The 19,541-nt window shown below is 47.6% G+C and carries 19 protein-coding genes and 4 pseudogenes; 9 read left to right on the plus strand and 14 right to left on the minus strand.

From position 1 onward, the window contains the following. Positions 1 to 93: pseudogene (locus WFO64_RS21975) on the plus strand (integrase); the annotation flags it as partial. Positions 94 to 221: 128 nt separating this feature from the next. Here WFO64_RS21975 and WFO64_RS21980 read toward each other — a convergent pair. Continuing rightward, complete coding sequence (locus tag WFO64_RS21980; protein ID WP_337014303.1) at positions 222 to 1,088, minus strand: LysR family transcriptional regulator; 867 nt, start codon at positions 1,086 to 1,088, stop codon at positions 222 to 224. A gap of 101 nt (positions 1,089 to 1,189) precedes the next feature. Here WFO64_RS21980 and WFO64_RS21985 point away from each other — a divergent pair, with 101 nt between their 5' ends. Both WFO64_RS21985 and WFO64_RS21990 read left to right on the plus strand, forming a co-directional pair. Beyond that, on the plus strand, positions 1,190 to 2,041 hold the full coding sequence (locus tag WFO64_RS21985; protein ID WP_337014305.1) for an alpha/beta fold hydrolase: 852 nt from the start codon (positions 1,190 to 1,192) through the stop codon (positions 2,039 to 2,041). A 4-nt stretch (positions 2,042 to 2,045) separates the two neighbouring features. Next, positions 2,046 to 2,648 (plus strand): glutathione S-transferase family protein, encoded by a 603-nt coding sequence (locus WFO64_RS21990; RefSeq protein WP_337014307.1) that lies wholly within the window; start codon positions 2,046 to 2,048, stop codon positions 2,646 to 2,648. 279 nt (positions 2,649 to 2,927) lie between these two features. Here the strand turns inward: WFO64_RS21990 and WFO64_RS21995 are convergent. Further along, positions 2,928 to 3,176 (minus strand): annotated as a pseudogene (locus tag WFO64_RS21995) (GNAT family N-acetyltransferase); the annotation flags it as partial. 183 nt (positions 3,177 to 3,359) lie between these two features. Between WFO64_RS21995 and umuC the strand changes: the two are divergent. Beyond that, positions 3,360 to 4,397 carry a translesion error-prone DNA polymerase V subunit UmuC gene (gene umuC / locus WFO64_RS22000; protein WP_337014353.1) on the plus strand — a complete coding sequence of 346 codons (1,038 nt, stop codon included), beginning with the start codon at positions 3,360 to 3,362 and terminating at the stop codon, positions 4,395 to 4,397. Between the two features lie 105 nt (positions 4,398 to 4,502). On the opposite strand, the gene WFO64_RS22005 is transcribed toward umuC, so the two are convergent. The 3 genes and pseudogenes from WFO64_RS22005 to WFO64_RS22015 all read right to left on the minus strand — a co-directional run bounded on the left by WFO64_RS22005 (position 4,503) and on the right by WFO64_RS22015 (position 6,407). After that, positions 4,503 to 4,859, minus strand: coding sequence for a hypothetical protein (locus WFO64_RS22005; RefSeq protein ID WP_337014309.1), 357 nt, complete (start codon positions 4,857 to 4,859; stop codon positions 4,503 to 4,505). Positions 4,860 to 4,920: 61 nt separating this feature from the next. Further along, a pseudogene (locus tag WFO64_RS22010) lies at positions 4,921 to 5,547 on the minus strand (recombinase family protein). Between the two features lie 245 nt (positions 5,548 to 5,792). After that, positions 5,793 to 6,407: a TetR/AcrR family transcriptional regulator gene (locus WFO64_RS22015; RefSeq protein ID WP_337014311.1), complete on the minus strand. Its 615-nt coding sequence runs from the start codon at positions 6,405 to 6,407 to the stop codon at positions 5,793 to 5,795. A 54-nt stretch (positions 6,408 to 6,461) separates the two neighbouring features. Here WFO64_RS22015 and WFO64_RS22020 point away from each other — a divergent pair, with 54 nt between their 5' ends. Continuing rightward, on the plus strand, positions 6,462 to 7,358 hold the full coding sequence (locus WFO64_RS22020) for a DMT family transporter (protein ID WP_337014313.1): 897 nt from the start codon (positions 6,462 to 6,464) through the stop codon (positions 7,356 to 7,358). A 274-nt stretch (positions 7,359 to 7,632) separates the two neighbouring features. Beyond that, positions 7,633 to 8,496 (plus strand): alpha/beta fold hydrolase, encoded by an 864-nt coding sequence (locus WFO64_RS22025; protein WP_337014315.1) that lies wholly within the window; start codon positions 7,633 to 7,635, stop codon positions 8,494 to 8,496. A 121-nt stretch (positions 8,497 to 8,617) separates the two neighbouring features. Here WFO64_RS22025 and WFO64_RS22030 read toward each other — a convergent pair whose 3' ends face one another. Then, positions 8,618 to 9,088, minus strand: a complete 471-nt coding sequence (locus WFO64_RS22030) for a GNAT family N-acetyltransferase (RefSeq protein WP_442956174.1) — start codon at positions 9,086 to 9,088, stop codon at positions 8,618 to 8,620. A gap of 181 nt (positions 9,089 to 9,269) precedes the next feature. Between WFO64_RS22030 and WFO64_RS22035 the strand changes: the two genes are divergently transcribed. Then, a complete protein-coding gene (locus WFO64_RS22035; protein ID WP_337014319.1) occupies positions 9,270 to 9,866 on the plus strand; it encodes a cytochrome b in 597 nt (198 codons plus the stop codon). Positions 9,867 to 10,075: 209 nt separating this feature from the next. Here the strand turns inward: WFO64_RS22035 and WFO64_RS22040 are convergent. After that, positions 10,076 to 10,294, minus strand: a pseudogene (locus tag WFO64_RS22040) (helix-turn-helix domain-containing protein); the annotation flags it as partial. A 22-nt stretch (positions 10,295 to 10,316) separates the two neighbouring features. Next, positions 10,317 to 10,817 carry a hypothetical protein gene (locus WFO64_RS22045; RefSeq protein WP_337014321.1) on the minus strand — a complete coding sequence of 167 codons (501 nt, stop codon included), beginning with the start codon at positions 10,815 to 10,817 and terminating at the stop codon, positions 10,317 to 10,319. Between the two features lie 249 nt (positions 10,818 to 11,066). Here WFO64_RS22045 and WFO64_RS22050 point away from each other — a divergent pair, with 249 nt between their 5' ends. Both WFO64_RS22050 and WFO64_RS22055 read left to right on the plus strand, forming a co-directional pair. Beyond that, on the plus strand, positions 11,067 to 11,393 hold the full coding sequence (locus WFO64_RS22050; RefSeq protein WP_337014323.1) for a hypothetical protein: 327 nt from the start codon (positions 11,067 to 11,069) through the stop codon (positions 11,391 to 11,393). Between the two features lie 186 nt (positions 11,394 to 11,579). Then, positions 11,580 to 11,726, plus strand: a complete 147-nt coding sequence (locus WFO64_RS22055) for a hypothetical protein (protein ID WP_337014324.1) — start codon at positions 11,580 to 11,582, stop codon at positions 11,724 to 11,726. 194 nt (positions 11,727 to 11,920) lie between these two features. On the opposite strand, the gene WFO64_RS22060 is transcribed toward WFO64_RS22055, so the two are convergent. The 6 genes from WFO64_RS22060 to WFO64_RS22085 all read right to left on the minus strand — a co-directional run bounded on the left by WFO64_RS22060 (position 11,921) and on the right by WFO64_RS22085 (position 19,525). Continuing rightward, entirely contained in the window at positions 11,921 to 13,339 is a 1,419-nt protein-coding gene (locus WFO64_RS22060) for a hypothetical protein (RefSeq protein ID WP_337014326.1), read from the minus strand. A gap of 340 nt (positions 13,340 to 13,679) precedes the next feature. Beyond that, the gene (locus tag WFO64_RS22065) at positions 13,680 to 14,396 is read right to left on the minus strand and encodes a fimbria/pilus periplasmic chaperone (protein WP_337014328.1); all 717 of its coding nucleotides are present in this window, start codon (positions 14,394 to 14,396) and stop codon (positions 13,680 to 13,682) included. Beyond that, complete coding sequence (gene stbD, locus WFO64_RS22070; RefSeq protein WP_337014330.1) at positions 14,362 to 15,684, minus strand: fimbrial usher protein StbD; 1,323 nt, start codon at positions 15,682 to 15,684, stop codon at positions 14,362 to 14,364. Before stbD ends, WFO64_RS22065 begins: the two co-directional genes overlap by 35 nt. Before the next feature lie 4 nt (positions 15,685 to 15,688). After that, positions 15,689 to 18,229, minus strand: coding sequence for a fimbrial outer membrane usher protein (locus tag WFO64_RS22075; protein WP_337014332.1), 2,541 nt, complete (start codon positions 18,227 to 18,229; stop codon positions 15,689 to 15,691). After that, the gene (locus WFO64_RS22080; protein ID WP_337014334.1) at positions 18,213 to 18,950 is read right to left on the minus strand and encodes a fimbria/pilus periplasmic chaperone; all 738 of its coding nucleotides are present in this window, start codon (positions 18,948 to 18,950) and stop codon (positions 18,213 to 18,215) included. Before WFO64_RS22080 ends, WFO64_RS22075 begins: the two co-directional genes overlap by 17 nt. Positions 18,951 to 18,997: 47 nt before the next feature. Further along, positions 18,998 to 19,525, minus strand: coding sequence for a fimbrial protein (locus WFO64_RS22085; RefSeq protein ID WP_337014336.1), 528 nt, complete (start codon positions 19,523 to 19,525; stop codon positions 18,998 to 19,000). Between the last annotated feature and the right edge of the window lie 16 nt (positions 19,526 to 19,541).

A 19,541-nucleotide genomic window follows, 5' to 3' on the forward strand; every position in this document is an offset into this window, starting at 1 on the left:
GAGCGGCCTCATGAATCCCTGAATAACCTGACGCCGGAAGAATATCGGCTGATGGCTGAGAAACCGGAAATCTCAAAAAGTGTGTGGAACTAAAACGGGTCTGTTTACAGAACGTCCTGTCTTAGGTTGTAGCTGCCGTAGTAGTATCAGGGGCAGCTTTGAGCCAGATGCGGACATTATTAACAACACGTAGTTTTCATCAATAAATTGCAGCCAGTTCACTATCGCTGTTTATGCATCAGCCTGGTCAGCATCTCAAAGAAGGCCTCGCCTGCGGGATTAAAGCGGTGTTTATTCAGGCGTAGCATGCAATCAACCGACGGCAGAGGCATCAGTTTATCAAGTTCATACGCGTTACAAATCGCTTTATCAACGCTGTATTGATTGAGTATTCCCACCCCCAGCCCCGTAGTTATCGCCGCAAGCATACCAGCTACTGAAGGACACTCCAGCATCACAGCAAATGGAATTTTTGACTGCCGAAGTTTCTCCTCAGCCAGGTTACGGTAATAGCATTCTGGCCCCCAGGTAATAAGCTTCAGGCTCTTACCCAATTCATGCTGCCAGGCAGGCGTTGCGTACCAGTATAATTTTTCGCTCCACAATACCTTATCTTCCGTCGATGCCGTGCCCGTGAAATCCTGATGTAAAATGATCTCCAGACTTCCTTCAGAAAAATGCTGACGCAGGAGATGACTTTGCTCAACCACCAGTTGTATATCCACCTCTGGATGGTGATGAGTGAAGGTTGAAATCACCCCGCATATTTCGGTCATTGAAATGTGTTCAGTGACCCCAATTCTCAGCTTGCCACGCAGCGCCGAAGGCGAAAAATAGGCCACGGCATGATCGTGTTCAGTGAGTATTTTTTCCGCATGTTGAAGCAAAATGCTGCCCTTCTCTGTCGGAACGGCTTTCCCGGCGATGCGCGTTAGTAGCTGGCATTGAAGTTGATCCTCAAGCCGTCTGAGCTTCCAGCTTACAGCGGACTGGCTCAGGTTGAGGAGTAATGCGGCCTTACTCATATTGCCCGTTTGCAGCACGGTCCGGAACACTCTGAGTGAGTCAACGGAGAGTCGTTTATTCATTTTTGTATGACAAAAGTAGGATTACAGCGGGAAAGAATGTCACTGGTGTCATATTCAGTCAACGGATAGCCTGACTGAAACAAACACAACGGAGAAAGCAGATGCCCGCTAATAACCCATTACTGAATGACGACGTTCTGATAAATGGTTGTCGCATTGCGACCGGAGTCCATGGTTCAGGAAGACCTCTGGTGCTGGTTCATGGCACGCCCGCACACTCCATAATCTGGCAGTCAATGGTGCCGGTATTTGTCGATGCGGGTTTTCACGTTCATCTGTATGACCTGCCTGGGTTTGGCGCGTCAGAGCGCCCTCTGACGGCTGATACCTCCATTGCCGCACAAGTGGGTTATCTGATAAGGCTGCTTGAACACTGGCAGCTCGAAAAAACAGATCTTTTTGGTCACGATATCGGTGGGGCCATTTCACTCAGACTGGCGTTCGACACCCCATCCCTTCTGAAGACGCTTACGATTGCCGATATTCCAAGCTACGACTCCTGGCCTTCGCCCACATGGAGAGATATGCGGGATAACTATGCGGATTATGCGCTGATCCCCGCCACTGAGCATTACCGCGCGATGTCTCGCCAGTTAAAGATGGCTGTTTTTAATAAGGATCGTATGAAAGAGCAGCGGCTGGAAAATTATCTTGCACCGCTTTGTGGTGTGGTAGGGCAGCCTTCATTTTATCAGCATCAGGTTGCGCACTATAATGAATGTTATACCCGTGACTTTGCAGAAAAATTGCCGCAACTCCGGCTGCCAGTACAGATTTTATGGGGCGCCGAAGATGAATGGCAACCCGTTGAGTATGCAAGGCGTCTGCAGCGCGATATCGTCTCTTCCACGCTGCATATCTTTGAACAGGCCGGACACTTTTTAATGGAAGATGCCCCCTTGCCTGTCGCCGCACAAGTGATTGATTTTGTTAATCAACATAATATGAGGTAGAGCCATGATCCTGATCGGAATGCTGGATTCACCCTATGTCAGACGGGTTGCTATTTACATGAAAGTATTGGGTATTCAATTCGAGCATCGCCCGCTTTCGGTATTTGGCGATTTTGATGCCTTAACGAAAATAAACCCGGCCGTTAAAGTTCCAACGCTAATCACAGATGATAATCAGGTGCTGATCGATTCCACACTAATCATTCATTACCTTGAGAAATATTGCGGTCATTCGCCTGCACCTACATCAGCGTCCGGAGCGGAAGAACGCCGGGATCTGCATCTTACGGGCTTCGCCCTGGCAGCCTGCGAAAAAGCGGTGCAGATTGTGTACGAACAGCGTCTCAGGCCGGAAGAAAAACAGCATCAGCCCTGGGTGGATCGCGTAACTCAACAACTGCATGGTGCCTGGCAGACGCTGGAGAACGGGCTGCAGGAAAGTCATCCTGATATGCTGTCAGTGGCCGGTATCACCATCGCGGTGGCCTGGAGTTTTACAGAATTGATGCTGCCGGATACCATCAGCAGCACGCTGTATCCGGAAGCAACCGGGTTTACATTGCTGGCCGAACGGAGACCAGAATTTCTGGCAACCCCTTCCAGTTAGAGAAGGTGGACTGAGTCTCACTGTTGCAGTATCTGTGTAATTTTAACACTTACTGCATCAGAATCAGTGTGTTGCAAAAGGCGACTCTATGGAGGCCAGTTGAATATCTATAGAAAATACTAATAACTCCAAATAACCAGATAAAGGGCGATAAACGATAACATCTGCTTTTTGCTCATAACTGGCTATGCCATGCGGACATGACTAATTAAGGGAGAGACCAGTCGAAACAAGTCCGCATAAAACATCATCTCCAAAGAGATGAGCAGTTAGCTATATTTATATGATTTTTCGGGTAAATTGCTGCTCGGTAATAGTACAACCCCACTGATCGCCTTCCCATTCTTTCGACAATTCAAATCCGAATGACTCGTACAATCGTCTTGCCGCGATAGGTTTATTAAACGTCCATAACTGTACCAAAGCGAACTTCTGCTCATCACAAAAACTCATCGCTTCTGTAATGAGTTTTCTGCCGAGTCCGCTGCCGCGACACCCATCATCAAGGATGAACCAGCGTAGATACGCCTAATTGGCAAAAAGTAAAGCCTGAACCGTATCCCTAAGTAAAATTTTACTCTGCTATCCAACCGTTTGTTTCAGATTTCGCATAACTTCACACACTCCAACTCTTGAACTGAGTTTTCACACAGCCAGCGCTCATAGCTGCCCTTAAATGCGTAATCAATTTCTGTAGATTTTCCATTCCACATAAACGGTGACATGTCGGCGCGCATGATGGCCATACTGGGAGAGATGGCGGCCGGGCAGGAAGTCTATTCCATCGATGAGAGCTTTCTGGACGTGACCGGGATTGGCAGCCTGATCCCGCTGGAGTCGTTCGGCCAGCAGATGCGTGCGCGCATCCGGCAGGAAACGGGGCTGATTATCGGCGTAGGCTTCGGTCCGACCAAGACGCTGGCCAAGCTCGCCAACCACGCGGCCAAGAAGTGGACGAAGACTAACGGCGTGGTGGATTTGTCCGACCGGAGCCGGCAGCGGAAGCTGCTGCATCTGACGGATGTCAGCGACGTCTGGGGCATCGGGCGGCGCATCAGCGTGCGCATGAACCAGCTGGGCATAACCACGGCCCTGCAGCTGGCCGACAGCAACGTCAGCATGATACGAAAGAACTTTGACGTCATCACCGAGCGCACCGCGCGCGAGCTGAACGGAGAGTCCTGCCTGGCGCTTGAAGACGCACCGCCGCCGAAGCAGCAGATAGTGAACTCGCGCTCCTTCGGGCAGCGCGTCACGCATCCGGAGGACATGCAGCAGGCGGTGGTGCTTTACGCCACGCGCGCGGCGGAAAAGCTCAGGGAACAGGACTCGCGCTGCCGGCACATCAGCGTCTCAATCGCCACGGGCCGGCACAGCGACGGGCCGCAATATTCGAATACGGCATCGTGCATCTGCGACTATCCGACGAATGATACGCGGGACATTATTGATTCAGCCCTGCGGGGGCTGGGGACTATCTGGCGTGACGGCTACCGGTACGCGAAGGCTGGCGTCATGCTGGGTGATTTTTATCAGTCAGGCGTGGCGCAGTTCGACATGTTCAGCGAGCAGCTGCCGCGCGCCAACGCTGACGCGCTGATGGCGGCGCTGGATGGCATTAACCGCTCGGGCCTGGGAAAGGTGTGGTTTGCGGGCCAGGGGGCTCAGGACAGCAGCTGGCAGATGAAGCGCGAAATGCTGTCACCCAGATATACGACCCGGCTTAAAGATATACCAACGATAAAGTGAATGTATTATGCAGCTCAGCCTTTTGTTGAGTGGCTGCAAAAGAACGATATGCGCCGACGCGAAATTTAATAGAGTAAGTTGTGACTCTATTGACCTGACGGGCACCTAAGACGTGCCCGGATAGACGCATACATTCTCTTTGGTCTGTCGGATAGTTATTGACGTTTTTTTTCCTACGACTACCGCGCCCCGTGTGATGGAAAACCCGACGTCTCCGACATAGTTGCCGTTCGATTGCTTACAATTTTCACTAGTCCCCATTGCTATAGGGATAACGTTAACTACCTCATAATCACGTGAGTCGAAGTCATTATAGATATCCTCAATCTGCTGACTGAATTCGTTTAAATCAGGAGCTCTTTCCCCATAAAAGGTTTTTTCTTTGTATCGGAATACGCCCACATTGCGCTTTTCGCTCTCTTTAGAAGCATAAAACCAGGTAGTAATAAATTTCTTATCCATGCTTAACATCCTTTTATGTAGAAGATTTTTCTAGAAATCATGCGGTCTGAACTTATAGAGATCAATTAGCTTGATCTGCCTGTCTGCACACGCGAATTACAGTGGCTCTGGAAACGCCAGCGAGCCGGGCCGTTTCGTTAATCGATTTCTCCTGAGTGATTCTGAGGTTGCGTATCAGCTCATGTCTCGCCAGGTCCGCCACCCTCCCCCGGAATCTGCCCTGCTCGCGGGCTTTAACGATTCCTTCTGCCTGACGTCGCCGCCGGTCCTCATAGTCTTTACGGGATATAGCGGCCAGCATATCCAGCATCATGGCATTGATGGCTTTAAGCATGCTATGTGTGAAGCTGTCGGTCACTGAGTTGTTCAGGGCAAGGTAGCTGGTAGGGAGATCGAGGCTGACGACTGACAGCTGTTTGTCAGTAATCTGCTTACGCAGTATGTTCCACCCTTCATCATCGAGCCTGGAAAGCCGGTCAACCTGTTCAATCAGAATAACGTCACCTGGCTCTGCGTCATCGAGCAGACGGAGCAGCTCAGGCCGATTCATCGTTGTGCCCGAGATATTGTCAACATACCAGCCGGCAACACGCTTGTTGTGCATCAGGGCAAAATCCCTGAGTGCTTTCTTTGCTCGTGTAACATCCTATTCTGAGGTAGATGCGCGGAGATAACCGAAAACGTACATCTGAACTCCAAAAGAATCATTTAGGTGGTATTTCAAATGAGGGTGTCATATAAGTGGTTCCATATGCGAGATGAGACATGAAAAACGGTGGTGTCGCTAGGGTATACCCTGCCAATTTTTACGCTTTGAGGTAAGCTCATGACGGATTTCCAACAGAATTAGCGTAGCGCGATCAACTGTAAATAGTGCTAAACGTCCGCTATGAGCGAAAAGCGGACATTGGTGCTTTGTATTAAATTATCTGCTTAGCATGGTGTAAGTTCAGAACCCTGGGCGGTTTTTGTAAAAAGAATGTCTGGTAACGTCTGCGTCAGAAAGTCATAGGGATGCGTGTTCCCCTCTATGCGTATACGTATCATGACGCCTTCATAGCTGTGAATGAGCAACTTTGCTGCGCTTTCCGGTGACATCACCGGCGATAGGGTCTGAGCATGCTCAGCCTCATTAAACAGGTTAATCAGATCACGCTCCCAGGAGGTAAAAATTGCCAGCAGTTTTTGCCGGATTTTTTCAATGCTTACTGCTCCCGTCTGTCCAATAATCCCTGCCAGGCAGCCTGCTGCTTCAGACTCACGCTCAATATATTCCCTGTGCCCGTTAAGCCAGTTAATCAGACGCAGGCGAGGAACAAGGCTTTTGTCCAGCAACGTATCTGTCCTGAGTTGATCAAAAATCCCGATATAAGCGTCAAGCATGGCACAGGCAAATTCTTCTTTACTCGGAAAGAGATTGTAAAAAGATCCTTTGGGCATTCCTGCCTCGCTCAGGATCGTTGTGATACCCCCACCTTCATAACCCTCCCTCATAAAAACTCGTATACCAGCATTCAAAAGGCGTTTGCGCGTATCACTTTTAGCCATAATAATTAGACCGTTCTACTTATTTTTAAAAACTATAATAAACAGGGATAAAAGATGCCACATTTTAGGACCGTTAGCAGACACGTTCTGGGGCTGATGATGGTGTGCCTTTCGGCCATCCTCTGGAGCTCAGCGGGATTCTTCGTGAGAATCCTCGATATGAACACATGGGCTATGGTCGCATGGCGCTCACTGTTTGCTTTTCTGTCTCTGATTCTTCTGCTGGCGTGGGGCGGGTATCTGCGCCGCTTTTCATTCCAAAAAGATGTAGGTTTAAAAGGCGTGATAACGGCTGCTGTTATGGCCGTTTCCATGTTCTGCTACGTAGCGGCACTGAAACTCACCAGCGTCGCAGGCGTGATGACCATTTATGCCACAATACCTTTTTTTGCCATGGGGCTGGGCTGGCTGATACAGAAGAAGGTAATAACAAAGCGTGCACTTATCTCAGCCGCAGTAAGCCTCGCAGGGGTTAGTGTTATGGCAGCTTCAGCATCGGGTTCGGGCGATACGGCAGGTAACGCGCTGGCTCTGATAATGACTGCCGGGTTTGGTGCCAGCATAGTAATGTCCGGAAAGTGGCCGGAAATGAACCTGCCTGCAGTGACGGCCCTGGCCTGCGCCCTCTGTGGTGTATTCTGTTTTGCCATGATGCCGCAGGGTCTCCCTGTTCCTGGTTTACATGACACCTTATGGTTGATTGCTTTTGCGCTGGCCACGCAGAGCATGAGCTATCTGTTGTTCATGGCAGGAAGCCGGTATGTTGAGCCTGCGCAGGCCAGTCTGATTGCACAGGCTGACATCGTATTGGGGCCCTTGTGGGTCTGGGTGTTCTTCAGTGAAGTGCCGGCCCATAATACATTGCTGGGTGGGGCAATAACCCTTGTTGCAGTCACGGGTTACCTGGCTGGTGAGTATTATCTGGAAAGAAAATCAGCACGGAAAACCTGATGGCTTTCATCGCGGAAGGATAAACCTGATTGTTGACACACCATCTGCTTACCACATCCGCGTCAGGCACTAAGCTGACCACTATAAAGACCTGGCGGGCTGCTATGAGCGAAAAGCGGACATTCATTTTAAAATTTTATCCACAAAGCCATCTTGCGTTGCGTTACCAGTCTTGTCATGAGAGGTCAATTCTGCTCGCCCCCCCTATGTAGCAAAGTATCCGATTAAACAGCAGCCTATAATTAACCCACACTACTGGCGTGGGAGGCAGCATATGTTTGAAGGATTTACACATACACGAGTCATCCTTTCAGAAGCAGAGCTCAATGTGCGCTATGGGGGTAATGGACCACCTGTTCTTTTATTACATGGACACCCTCGTACTCATGTAACCTGGTCAAAAGTGGCTCCCGAGCTCGCCAAATCATTTACGGTCGTATGTCCTGATTTGCGGGGGTTCGGCCAATCGTCAAAGCCGGCTGATCAGCGCGATCATTCTGGTTCTTCTAAAAGAGCTAAAGCAAAAGATTGTATTGAATTGATGAGTCAGCTTGGCTTTGAGCAATTTGCGATTGTCGGGCATGACAGAGGAAGTTACACAGCTTACAGAGCCGCTCTTGACTATCCGGAGCGAATCACACGGCTTTCCGTACTTGATTGTATTCCAATACTTGAAGCCCTCAACCGGTGTAATGAGAAGTTCGCCCGCCAGTGGTATCGCTGGTTCTTTTTTGCTCAGCCAGAAAAACCGGAGCGGGCAATACTAGCTGATCCTGGCAAGTGGTATGGAGGCCAACCTGAAGCAATGGGAAATGAAGAGTACCTTGAGTTCAGAAAAGCTATTCATGACCCGGAAACTGTACATGGGATGCTCGAAGACTATCGTGCCGGCCTCAGCATTGATAAAGAACATGAGCTACAAGATCGCCAAAAAGGAAATCTGATTATGTGCCCAAATCTTTGTTTATGGTCAAAATATGATGATCTGGAAGATATATATGGTGATGTACTAGGTATCTGGAAAACCTGGGCACGTAATATTCGGGGCAAGGCGATAGCCAGCGGTCACCATATGGCTGAGGAAAATCCAAAAGAAGTCACGGCTGAATTGCAGCGTTTTCTGTTGGAACGTTGCTAGTAGCGCACAGATAAATACTTATAGTGAAACGACAACGTCCGCTTCTGGCACAAAGTGGACACGGCATAAAGATTCTGCAGATTCCCTCTGCCTTCCAGGCGAGCCAAATCAGCGCGACAGCTTAACCAGTAAAGCCGCCAGGCTCTGCCGAACTGTCCGAAGCCAGTTTACGCAGGAGCTCACCATGAAGATAATAATTCACAATACTGTCATTTATTCTGCCACCTAAAGACTGATAAAAACGGTTTGCTCCGGCGTTTGATTTCTCGGCATTCCAGCTAAGGCTGCGACACTCATGTTCAAGAGCGAATTTCGCTATAAAGCGCATTATGGATTCCCCTGTGCCTTTATCTCTCTCACTCTGGGAGACATAAAGCTCTTTGATGTGCAGCTGGCCACAGTAACGGGGAGAAGGGTAGAGGATACTGCAACACGCCAGCCCAACGATATGAGCGTCGCAGCGAGCCCTGAGCACCAGAGTACCGGAGAGCTGACTGAACAATCGATTGCGGAGGTAATTATTCAACAGTGGTTCCTGAATGATGCCCTTACCATAATAGTGCTCTTCCATCTCGGTAAAAATTTTCACCATGGATTCCCATTCATCTGGCGGACACAGTTCTACCCTTACTTCCATGTTTACTCCTTTTAGCTAACAAAACGCCACAACTGAGGTAGGAATTAGCACCATTGCAGCCACTAACAATTCGGCCCGGTTGCTGGGTTAGCCCACCGACACGCCAGAAGCGTCGTTTCAATCCATCGGAGGTTGCATGAAGAAAAACGTCAGGATTCCTGGAAGCGGTAGTTTGTGGACAGACACGCCGGATTACTATGGTTCCGTAAGTCGTTTACTGCACTGGGGTATGGCATACCTTATGCTGTGGCAGTTCATTATGGTATTGGGCTGGCGTGCATTTGGTCCCTCAGAAAAGATTATACTTGTCTCTCAATTTGGGCCTGATCACGGAACAGTTGGTCTGCTGACTTTCGTGCTTATTGTTCTGCGAGCCGCATGGGCATTCGCCAATCGCCGACACCGGCCTCCGCATTCCCCAGGATGGGCAGGGCGAACCAGCTTTGCAGCACATGTGATACTTTATCTCCTCATGTTCGCGATTCCTGCTTTCGCTCTGTTACGTGTGTATGGAAGTGGTAAGGGATGGAGTCCCTGGGGGATTGCGTTAATACCTGAAACTGGTACGGAAGTGAGCTGGATGGTTGCACCGGCAGATATGACGCATGATCTTATGGCATGGCTGCTTTTTTGTCTGATCGGCGTACATATCCTGGCAGCGCTCTTTCATCGATTCGTCCTCAGGGATCTAATCTTTGGTCGAATGGCTGAAACCAGGAAGCCTCGAGCTTAAATATATATTTCTCTGATTTATTTATTCAGCTCAACAGTTGACACTGACTGGAATCGGTTGACGTAGTTTCTCTGGCTGTTAACCGATAACTACCCTCTCTGGATAGAAATAATACAGCTGGTGATGACCTGCTCTCCGTTGAATTAGTACATGCCGATGTTAGCAACGTCCGCTTTTGGCACAAAGCGGACATGCACTGAAAGAGCAGCTCACGAGCGAACATCAGCGTCTTCCATTGCCGCTTTTACTCTGAGAATGGTCTGCCGTGAGGTTTCGAATTCGCGGGCGATCGCGCTGATACTCTTCCCTTCATTTAGACGTAGGAACACCGCCTTCTTTTGTTCATCATCCAGAGCAGGCGGACGACCGAAACGCTTTCCGGATGCCTTAGCACGAGCAATACCAGCATGTGTACGCTCGAGTAGTAGGGGTCAGTTTGGATATCGAAAATTATTGTACGTTAAGGCTGTTTTTTGACCTTTCGACTTTAGCTGATCTCAGCCGACGAAACTTACCGGAGTTAGCATCATAAGCAGGTAATTTAAACATGACATAAAAACCTTTCCCCAACTGAGGCTCTGGAAGGTTTTGGGTATTCATGGACAATATGGCGTCAATACCGATGGTAGCCCGGCTGACCAACTGGGGACCCAGTAGAGTATTAAGGCGTATACGGTGCACTCCTGCCTGCATATATTGCGCGCCGTTTTCAGTCCATTTTAACTGAAATATGCTATTGGGTGATAAGTCAACTTTATTAACAGGAAGTAATCCACTTGCCCTTGAGCCTTGCGGTGTACCACCATTATTTATGGTGGCTGAAATATTAACCAACACAGTGTTGGAATTTTCAAATTGATTGGAGATATCAGTTTCCATGCGGCTAAAAAAAGCCATCTTATCAGGTCGCTGGCTACTATCAGGTTGAAAAGTCTCATTTCCAATAGTCAATCTCGTGTTATTCGTTAGGAATAACCTATCAGTATCGATAGGATTGGCATAACGGATCTCCTCTAAGGAAAAAGGGCCTGAGTTCCCTCTGTGCCAGGTTAGGCCTGTTCGTATGAGTCTAAACCCCGACTCAGATACGTTAAATTTATAGTGACTATGACCTGCCCCCAGGATCAAATACAAAACTCAGTTAGTAATGTCGGATCCTTCACTCTCAGAATTACCCTTTCTCCAGCCCGGAGAAATAGCATGAGCCCGCACAAACCTACTGAAAGCAGCTGGCGTCCCTTCAACATGACTGAATACCGGCTTGAGACAGCTTTGACTCCTGCCGAACGCGCGGCACTGGCTGGCTCTCACAGCCGGTCCGGTATGTTACGGACGAAGCCTGCGCCGCACCTCTTCAGGTCACTAAAGGATAGTGCCGCCGGAAGCGGATGCAGCAGCAAAATCGCCGGGCTGGTGATAGCCGGATTGCTGCGCGAGATGCATGCAGCCGGCATGCCCTGCTGGCGCTGGCAGACGCTCTGCCGGGAAGTCAGAGAGGGCATGCTTTTGATCGCCGCTTGTGCCTGACATCTGGGAGGTCTGCATGACCCGCTTGGCCTGCCCGGCATCCGAAAATCCGCTCTTTATGCTTCCGCTATCTTTGGTCAACTTACTTATCATCAGGAATTGCTCCGGCTGACGGATACGCTGACGTCGCTGGGTTATGCCGCGACCAGCCAGAAAAATCACATATCAGGCATACTGGCTACGCTGATGATCGTAAACAGAGCTCCGCGGCTTGAGACATTCACGCCGGAACTGCTGTGGCAGGTCCAGTCCGGCATGGAGGCAGGAACTTTCCGTTATGTCGGACGGGTTTCACACGGTCTCGCTGCGCTGGATATTATCAGCACACCATGAGGATGCGAAACTATACGAAATGGTACGAGAAGCCGGTGGAAGGAATCGAACCGGCCTAGATGCACTGGTGCCACCGCTGGCGGGAAACTTCCGTGCTCAGGCCGCGCTGGGTACCATCAGCGGACGTTGCTAACATTGGTTCGTGCTGAACAATTGGAAGCATTGCCGCTTACATTCATTAACTGGTATTAAAGTTAGTCAGAAAGAAACACGATACTAAGGTCCCCTCCATCAGTATTTCGGACCGATGATGTACCGACAGTTATGAATTTCCTGTTCAAATTTGACTGTCTGGAACTACGGTAGTAATAGTTTTTTATCAGATTATTGCTCAACTTTTCATCATTTGAAAGAGTTGAACTTCCAAATCGAACGCCGCTGATAAAAATGATACCGGTGGTATCTATTTCTAACCATAGTATACATCTTACCGTTGTATTAGAACTCTTACTTCTTAATGTCATGAGTATGCGGGTATTAATGTTACTAGTATTACTACTGGAGAAGATTAGGGGTAAAACCCCGGATTTTCCGCTTTGAATGTCTATTAAAGTTGCGTTCTGTGTAAGGTTATTTTCGGATTCATATATAAAGATATCGAAATCAGTCGCATTTAAAATATTGCAACTTAATGTAATGTTGTCGGATTTTTTGGTCCTAGATTTAATGGAATTAGCAATGTTAAGGCCTGTAGATGCTAAGCCAACTGCGAGTGATACTATAGTCAAAATAGTAGAAATTGCTATCCTACCGGCCCTCCGTTCCTGAAAATCAATGTTATTCGTAAAAATATCTTTTAAGATTTGATGCTGGACATTCCAGCCAGAAAACTGTAAATTCTCGCCTGGAATTATATTCCCAGGAGCTAGACTTGATCGAATGCCGGAAGGACTTATCAGGACTGAATTACTTATGGACTCCCCTTTTACATTTTTTGCGCTGGAATCAAGGCATGAAATAATAAAGGAAGGTTCAAGCGAATCTGAAGATCCTGTGTATTCAAAGGAAGTAAGCCTCCTATTTTGTGCTGAATTAGTTGTTGAGGAAGCTCTAGTATAAGCACCAACACCCACCTCACTAAGTCTCGACATGTTATTGTTTAGCTGAAATTTAAGGTAAACAAGAGGCGTGTCCTGCACTTTAATTTGATTAAATTGAGACTCTGATTTTATTATTTCTAGGTCTGCTGAAATACAACAAAATGATATAGTGAAAAACTGATCCCCATTGTAATTATCAGCTTCGAAATTTATGGTATCTACAGTGCCGGGTTGAAGATAAACACAGCTTTTAGTCAGAGAGAACCCGGAAGGTTTTGTTATGTTATTTAGAGTCAGAAAGTTCGGACTATCATTTTTTAATTCTATACTGAATTTAATCTTATTGGGATCGGTAGCGGCTAGCGCGCTAGCTGAGTCATAAATGCTCAGAGAATCAGAAATCATGCTTACTATAGCCCCAATACCGTCCAAGGAGTTACTTTGAAAATTATCCTTTTCTGGGCTAGCATCAGAAGCTACATCTCTGCGGGATTGATTTAGATAAGCGTATCCGTTAGACACTCTTGTTGCGGCACTTTCCAGGTTATAAGCTAATAATTTGTTTGAGTTCATTTTTTTCCTCTCCTCTCAGCCTCAGTTGGTTTATCCTAATATTATCCAAAATAATTTAAATCTGCGTACATTGAAGTAAGTATTTGATAGCGTAATCTGTTGATTTATTGTCTGTCACCTGACTTTATTAAAGTTTTTTAAGTAACGGCACTAATGGTTTTTCGCTGTATTGATGGATGAAATAATTTATCACGTGGCAATGTCTTCCAGTTATCTTTTTCCTCTATCATGAGTTCATTGCTATAAATAGTAACGTTGCCGTTTAACTATTACATATGGTTTGCAGCTCTTAGGTCAGCATCTAAAGGTTCGCAATTTTTACGCCATGTTAAAAACATTTTTATTTTATTACGCTCTGATAATGCCAGCTGTAGCCAGTGTCATTAACAATCTCATACTCAACCTTTCCTCCTTTTTCAAATCGTTCATCTCCTTCGATAAGTAAGCTCTTCCCGGGAGGAATAATCAGGTTATCGTATGACTTAATTCTACCGTGTAAGTTACTGATACTGGAGTACCATTGTGTAGGGTTATGAATTTCCAGGCGTTCTCCTATGGTCCTGAATACTATTTTTCCACCCTCTTTCTCTGTCAATTTTCCCACCCCGGCTGGACGAATCAGAATTTTTAGCCGCAGACGCAACGGCAGAACTACTTGATTTAGATTTTTTTCCTTCACAGACCGTTCTGGTGTTATCTGATAAATGTTAAGCCAGAAGAGATTTTCCTGCCCTTGTTTCAGCGATTGCCGTGAGGTCAGAATAAGACGCAATGATCTGACTTCTCCTGGATTCATTCTGAAAACAGGGGGCGTGGCTATGACCGGTGTGACAAGCTTATCCGGAGCAGAGGCAATATCACCCACATCCAGCCATGCCTGCACAACCACTGGCGTATTAGCATCATTCGAAAGCGCCAGAGACTGGGCCATTTCTCCTTCGTTGAAAATTACGCGCGTCTGAGAGACATTCACAGCTGCAATGACTGGCATCACAGTGACAAATGATATCAGCACGCAGAATTTACTGAAAACTGATGACAACCTGTAACTGAGCATTAACTGTACCTGCCGTAACGGTTCTGGCCGGGAGAGCTTCCAGCGAGGCGGTAAACTCTCCGCTGTAAATATGAGTATAGCCTTCAGAAGCTAAAGTGAGTAAATCTTTAAAACCAATCCAGCCTGAGTTCAGACCGGTTCCAGTTGTATTTCTATCAGCAAGTAAAGGTATAGCCAAACCATAACGATATATTCTGATGCCTACCCCGGATGCTACTCCCTGCGCACCATAGTTGTTGTCCAGTAGCCTGCTCAGTGCACCGGTGCCTATTGTCAGCCCCATTGACTGTGCGGCTGACCTTGCTACTGGCTGATTCACGAAAAACCCCATCGCCACATTAGCCGTTCCTGCCGATGAAGCTCCCGTGCCTGAGACGGCTCCCGACTCACATTCAACGCTGATGGTGAATGTTGCGCTGCTGCTTCCCCCTGACTGCAGGCTCGCCGCTGATACAGGTGGCAGCGTAACCCGTGACGGATAGTCACTGACCTGACAGAAAGCGTTTCGTATCCATGTAACCTGCTGGTACGTGCCCCATGCGCCTGGCCACTGGGAGTAAAAACCGGAATAAACCGAATTGCTGTCAGCTCCGGCCTGGATATTGTTTGCAGACAGACCGGGTCCTTTAAAAGCGATATAGCCCCGCGGCTGAGAATAGCTGTCAGCGTAATAAGCTGAATTATTTACTGAATAACTTGTGCTTGAAATTTTGAATAACTCATAGAGAACGTTACTGAACGCACTGGCTGGCACATATATATACTGGCTGTCCTGAAACCAGTCATTGCTGGTCAGCTGTCTTTGTTTCCAGTATCGGGAATAGTATTCGCCGGTTGAAAGGTTTGTAATACGGGTCGCTACATTTCTTATATAGTCATGATAAGCGCCCTCTACTTCAGCTGATGATTGCTTGCCTGCATAGTTATTATCTCCGTTTGTGGCATACATTTCATACAGTGAATCTGCGTCAGATAGATCACACCTGAAAAGAATCTGGTTTGTGCCATATCCTGAACGGCTGGCACCGTTTGTGAAAATTCCCGTACCGCTTGCGAGCAGTGTACCTGCTGGCTGGATAGTACTTCCTGAGTTGATACTGATTACTGATGGTAATCCCGGGCTGCCGTTACAGGTATCACAGGAGCCCGTCCAGCTAGCCGCGGTATAGCCGGACGCAATTGCAGTAGCGCTTAGCTGAGAAACTGAGGTGACTTTCACGCAGGCAGCATGCACAGATAAGGAACAGCAGGATGTTATCAGGCATATTAGCGGAATATGTTGTTTCATGTGTTTATTCCTTTTCACACCGCTGAGTTAACTGAATGACGGGCGTATCGCTTTTTACCGGTAGCTGATACCGGACAAAGCAATTCTGTGTTTGCTTATCTCCCCAGCTCACCCGCAATGTACCTGACTGGTTCAGAAGACGTGCATAGAGCTGTCCTCCCTGCCCTACCATGCCAATCTGAGTCCCTGAAGCATCAGAAACGTTTGCACCCATCGGGGGCATACTGTCACCGTCCGTTTTCAGGTTAATAAGTGTTGCTTTCCCTTTAAGAGTGTCGAAATGGATCTCAGCAATGGCACCCGCATAGGGAACGATGCGCCGGCTGCCCCCTTTTAGCTCCGCATCCGGGTTCATGTTCCGGCTGTCAAGGCTTATGGTATTATTTCTGTAGGGTGTAAGGGATGGAATAATGGCATATCCGGAACGGCTGATTACAGCTCCCATTCCGTTACTTACCGCAGCGCCTTCAGCACCTTCGGCCTTAACAAGCGCGAAAGTTTCACTTGCGTAAGGCCCTGCAGTGATGCCCCCTCTGTGGGCCACAAAGGTGCCTGATGTTCCCATGCCAAGCTGACGGTAATTCTCCCCCTGATCCCAGGAACCGCGCAATGCACCCAGTCGGGTATGTTTTTGCGCACTCATCCCCCAGGTAGAGGCGTTTCCGCTCTGACTCCTGAAGTCGTCATATCCCCCGTAGAGCGACCAGGAAAGATTGTTATCTTTACCGGCAGACCCTGTAAGGCTGGTCGTTGCAGAACGCATTTCACGTGACTGGGTTGCATTAAAAGCAACAGAGGAGCGGCTTTCGCCCCAATCCAGCGGCAGAGAGAAGTTCAGCGAAACAGTGTTTTCAGTATATTTCTCGCGGCTACTTTCGTCATACGCGTCAAAGTCAAATCTGCTTCTTTCCCATGTTGTCCGCTGACGGGCAATATTTACGCTGTAGCTCAGCTTCTGCCACGCATTACTGTATCCTAACTGCAGCTGCGTTATACGGGACTGATTATTATGGTAATCAGCTGTACTGGCAGCCAGATTAAGCGTACCAAGCTCATCCAGAGGCTGGCTTACGGTAGCGGAGAGCCTGTTACGCTGGTGAAGTGTATCGGAATAATAAGCAACGCTATCGCGCAACTGGCGGCGTGCTCCCAGCACATCCTGAAGATCACGGAAACCATTTGTGGAATATCGGTAAGCGGCCAGCACAAGGTTAGTACGGGAGATGAACGTTTTACTGTAACTTAACTCCGTACGCCATCCCTGCTCAGTATGGCCCTCTGCGATACGGGATTGTGACCATGTCGTATTCAGACCTATGGCTCCGGCACGGGTCGCCAGGACACCCCCTGTCAGCCATGCCATATAATCATCTGCTATTCTTGAGCCAAAGTTCGCAGTAAGGTTATTACTGATGCCTCTCTGCAATCCGCCTTCAAAAAAACTGTTCTCGACACTGTCATATTGGCGGACGCGGCCCATCGCTAATGAATAGCTCCAGTTCCCGGGTCGAACCGAGTCAGGAACGGCTGAATAGGGGACGGTGAAACGGGAAGTTTTACCATTAACCTCAATGATTTCTACCTCAAGGTCACCCTGATTCTGCGTATTATTCAGATCGTTAATGAGGAAAGGACCCGGGGAAACATTGACCTCGTAGATAACTTTGTCCTGCTGCCGGATCATAATACGGGCGGCCCCGCCGGCAATGCCACGAACTACAGGTGCATATCCTCGTCTGCTCTCTGGCCGCATTCTTTCATCAGTGCTTAACTTAAGCCCTTTAAAAGCCAGACTGCCAAAAAGGCCGCTATCGGTATACCCCTCGCCAAACATAAGTGTGCTTTCGACTCCGGGCAGTGGCCTTTGCACCCAGCTTCTTACGCGATTGTAACGGTAAGAACCTCCGTTTACGTTATTCTCCATGTATCGTAAATTACCCTGATGTCTTACCTGCCATAAACCTGCGTTAAAGCCGCTATGGATCCCGCTCCATAAATAGCTATAATTATATTTATTTTGTGTGTTCTGTGTAAAAGTAAAGCTGGTATTGTGGCGTAAAAAAAGAGCACTGGTGCCGCTCTCCCATTCCGACATAGGTATCGTTCCCTGAGGAATATGCTCAACAAACTTGTTTGGTACAGTTAAATTAAGGCGTAAATCAGCCCGATCAAAACTCCAGCTTGCTTCAGGAAGCCATTGATGTAATGTTCTGCACCCTTTCTCAGCTGAATGCGATGTTTTAATCCGGGCTGCGCTGATTATTTTATATGCAAGGCAGGGTTCTGTTTTAGCATCATGAGTATCTGCTTTCATAAAAGCAACTTTCTCTCCCGTCATTATCGGGCTGCCATTGACCCATATGTCAACCAGATAATTACCAGCCGGTATGGTATCTTCATTTGAATTGAACTGTTCAAGGTTCTGCCCATATGACGATCCCTGAAACAGAGCAGGATCAAACCAGTATTTTTCAGCCGCCGCATAAGCTGGAAAAAATAAAATAAAAATTTTTGGGAGGTGCTTTTTTTTAATAAATAACTTCATGTTCACGACTAATCCTTGCTCCCTGGTCATTTATATATGTCAGCATCAGTAACGTCTTCCCCCCCGGCGTTACTTTCCTGTCTTTAAACCTGAACTCAAGCTTACTAAATGGTGGGATCATGTCATGATTTAAATCGTATTGCTCCCCGTTTATCTGGATTTTCGCCGAAGAATAGGAAATGAACCATGCGGTCGGATTTTCAATTAATACACCACCCTTTGTCCCTGATATTTTTACGTTTTCAAGGTTTTTCCCAGGTACACCTAAGGACACCGGCCTGTAAAAAATCTTTATTCTGCTGCGTAGCGTAATAAGCATTTTATTTTTCTGATTATCACCTTCAATATTTTTGGGAGGGATTTGCAATGTGTTAAACCAGAAAACAGACTCCCTGTCTTGTGGCAATTGCATGCTGCCATCGAAAACCACCCTCACTATCTGCCCGCTATCAGGCTGAATTCGGAACAAAGGTGGCGTCACAATGAAAGGAACGATTCCTTTAATATCCGGTCCTGAGTCAATATTTCCATCATCAAACCATGCCTGAATAATATAGGGGAAAGGATCATTGTTTTTTAAGCGAACATCAACTGTTGCAGCATCGCTGGGGTAGATAATACGGCTTCCCATGATTGTTACACTGGCTGAGCAACTAAACGCAATCATGCCCGCAAAGAATAAAATAGTTTTTATTATTCTACGGCTATTGAAAAGAAACATGTATCTACCCCAAATGTAATGCGCGAATTTATCCGTGCGTAATTTGATTACTGATAGCTGACAGCATACTGAAGAGTGGATTCAACGGTACCTGCAGCAGCTGGTGCTGTAGCGTAATACTGAGCTGTGTAAGTAGAGGAGGCTTCCGTCTGATTAGCGGCTAACGTCAGATCGCCATCCCCGGTAAAGCCATCGGTCAGGTTAATAACCCTGCCTGTTGTATCAAGAAGCTGGACCTCGACATTTGAGGCTGTGCCTGTATTTCCCAGATTTCCGTTAGAAGTGACCTGATTTCCGACAAAGACAGTTGAAATTTTGGTTTCAGTTGTACTGCCTGCGCACCCTGTTAAACCAATGTCAAATGTTACCTGACCGGCAGTCTTTCCGCTCGCATCCAAATCGCTGCGGCTTACGGTTGGCATAAGCACAACTGGACTTGCGCTGTTTCCGTTAACCGAAACTGAGCATGTTTCGTCTGTTACCTGACCCTGGAAGTTAATGGTATTATCAGAGGCAGCATTTGCACCTGAAGATACGATAGTTGCTGCAATAAGTGTAATAAATTTTCTTTTCATATCTGTTCCTAGGTTA

This window comes from Pantoea sp. AS142 (assembly GCF_037152305.1).
In the GTDB taxonomy this organism is placed as follows: Bacteria; Pseudomonadota; Gammaproteobacteria; order Enterobacterales; family Enterobacteriaceae; genus Pantoea.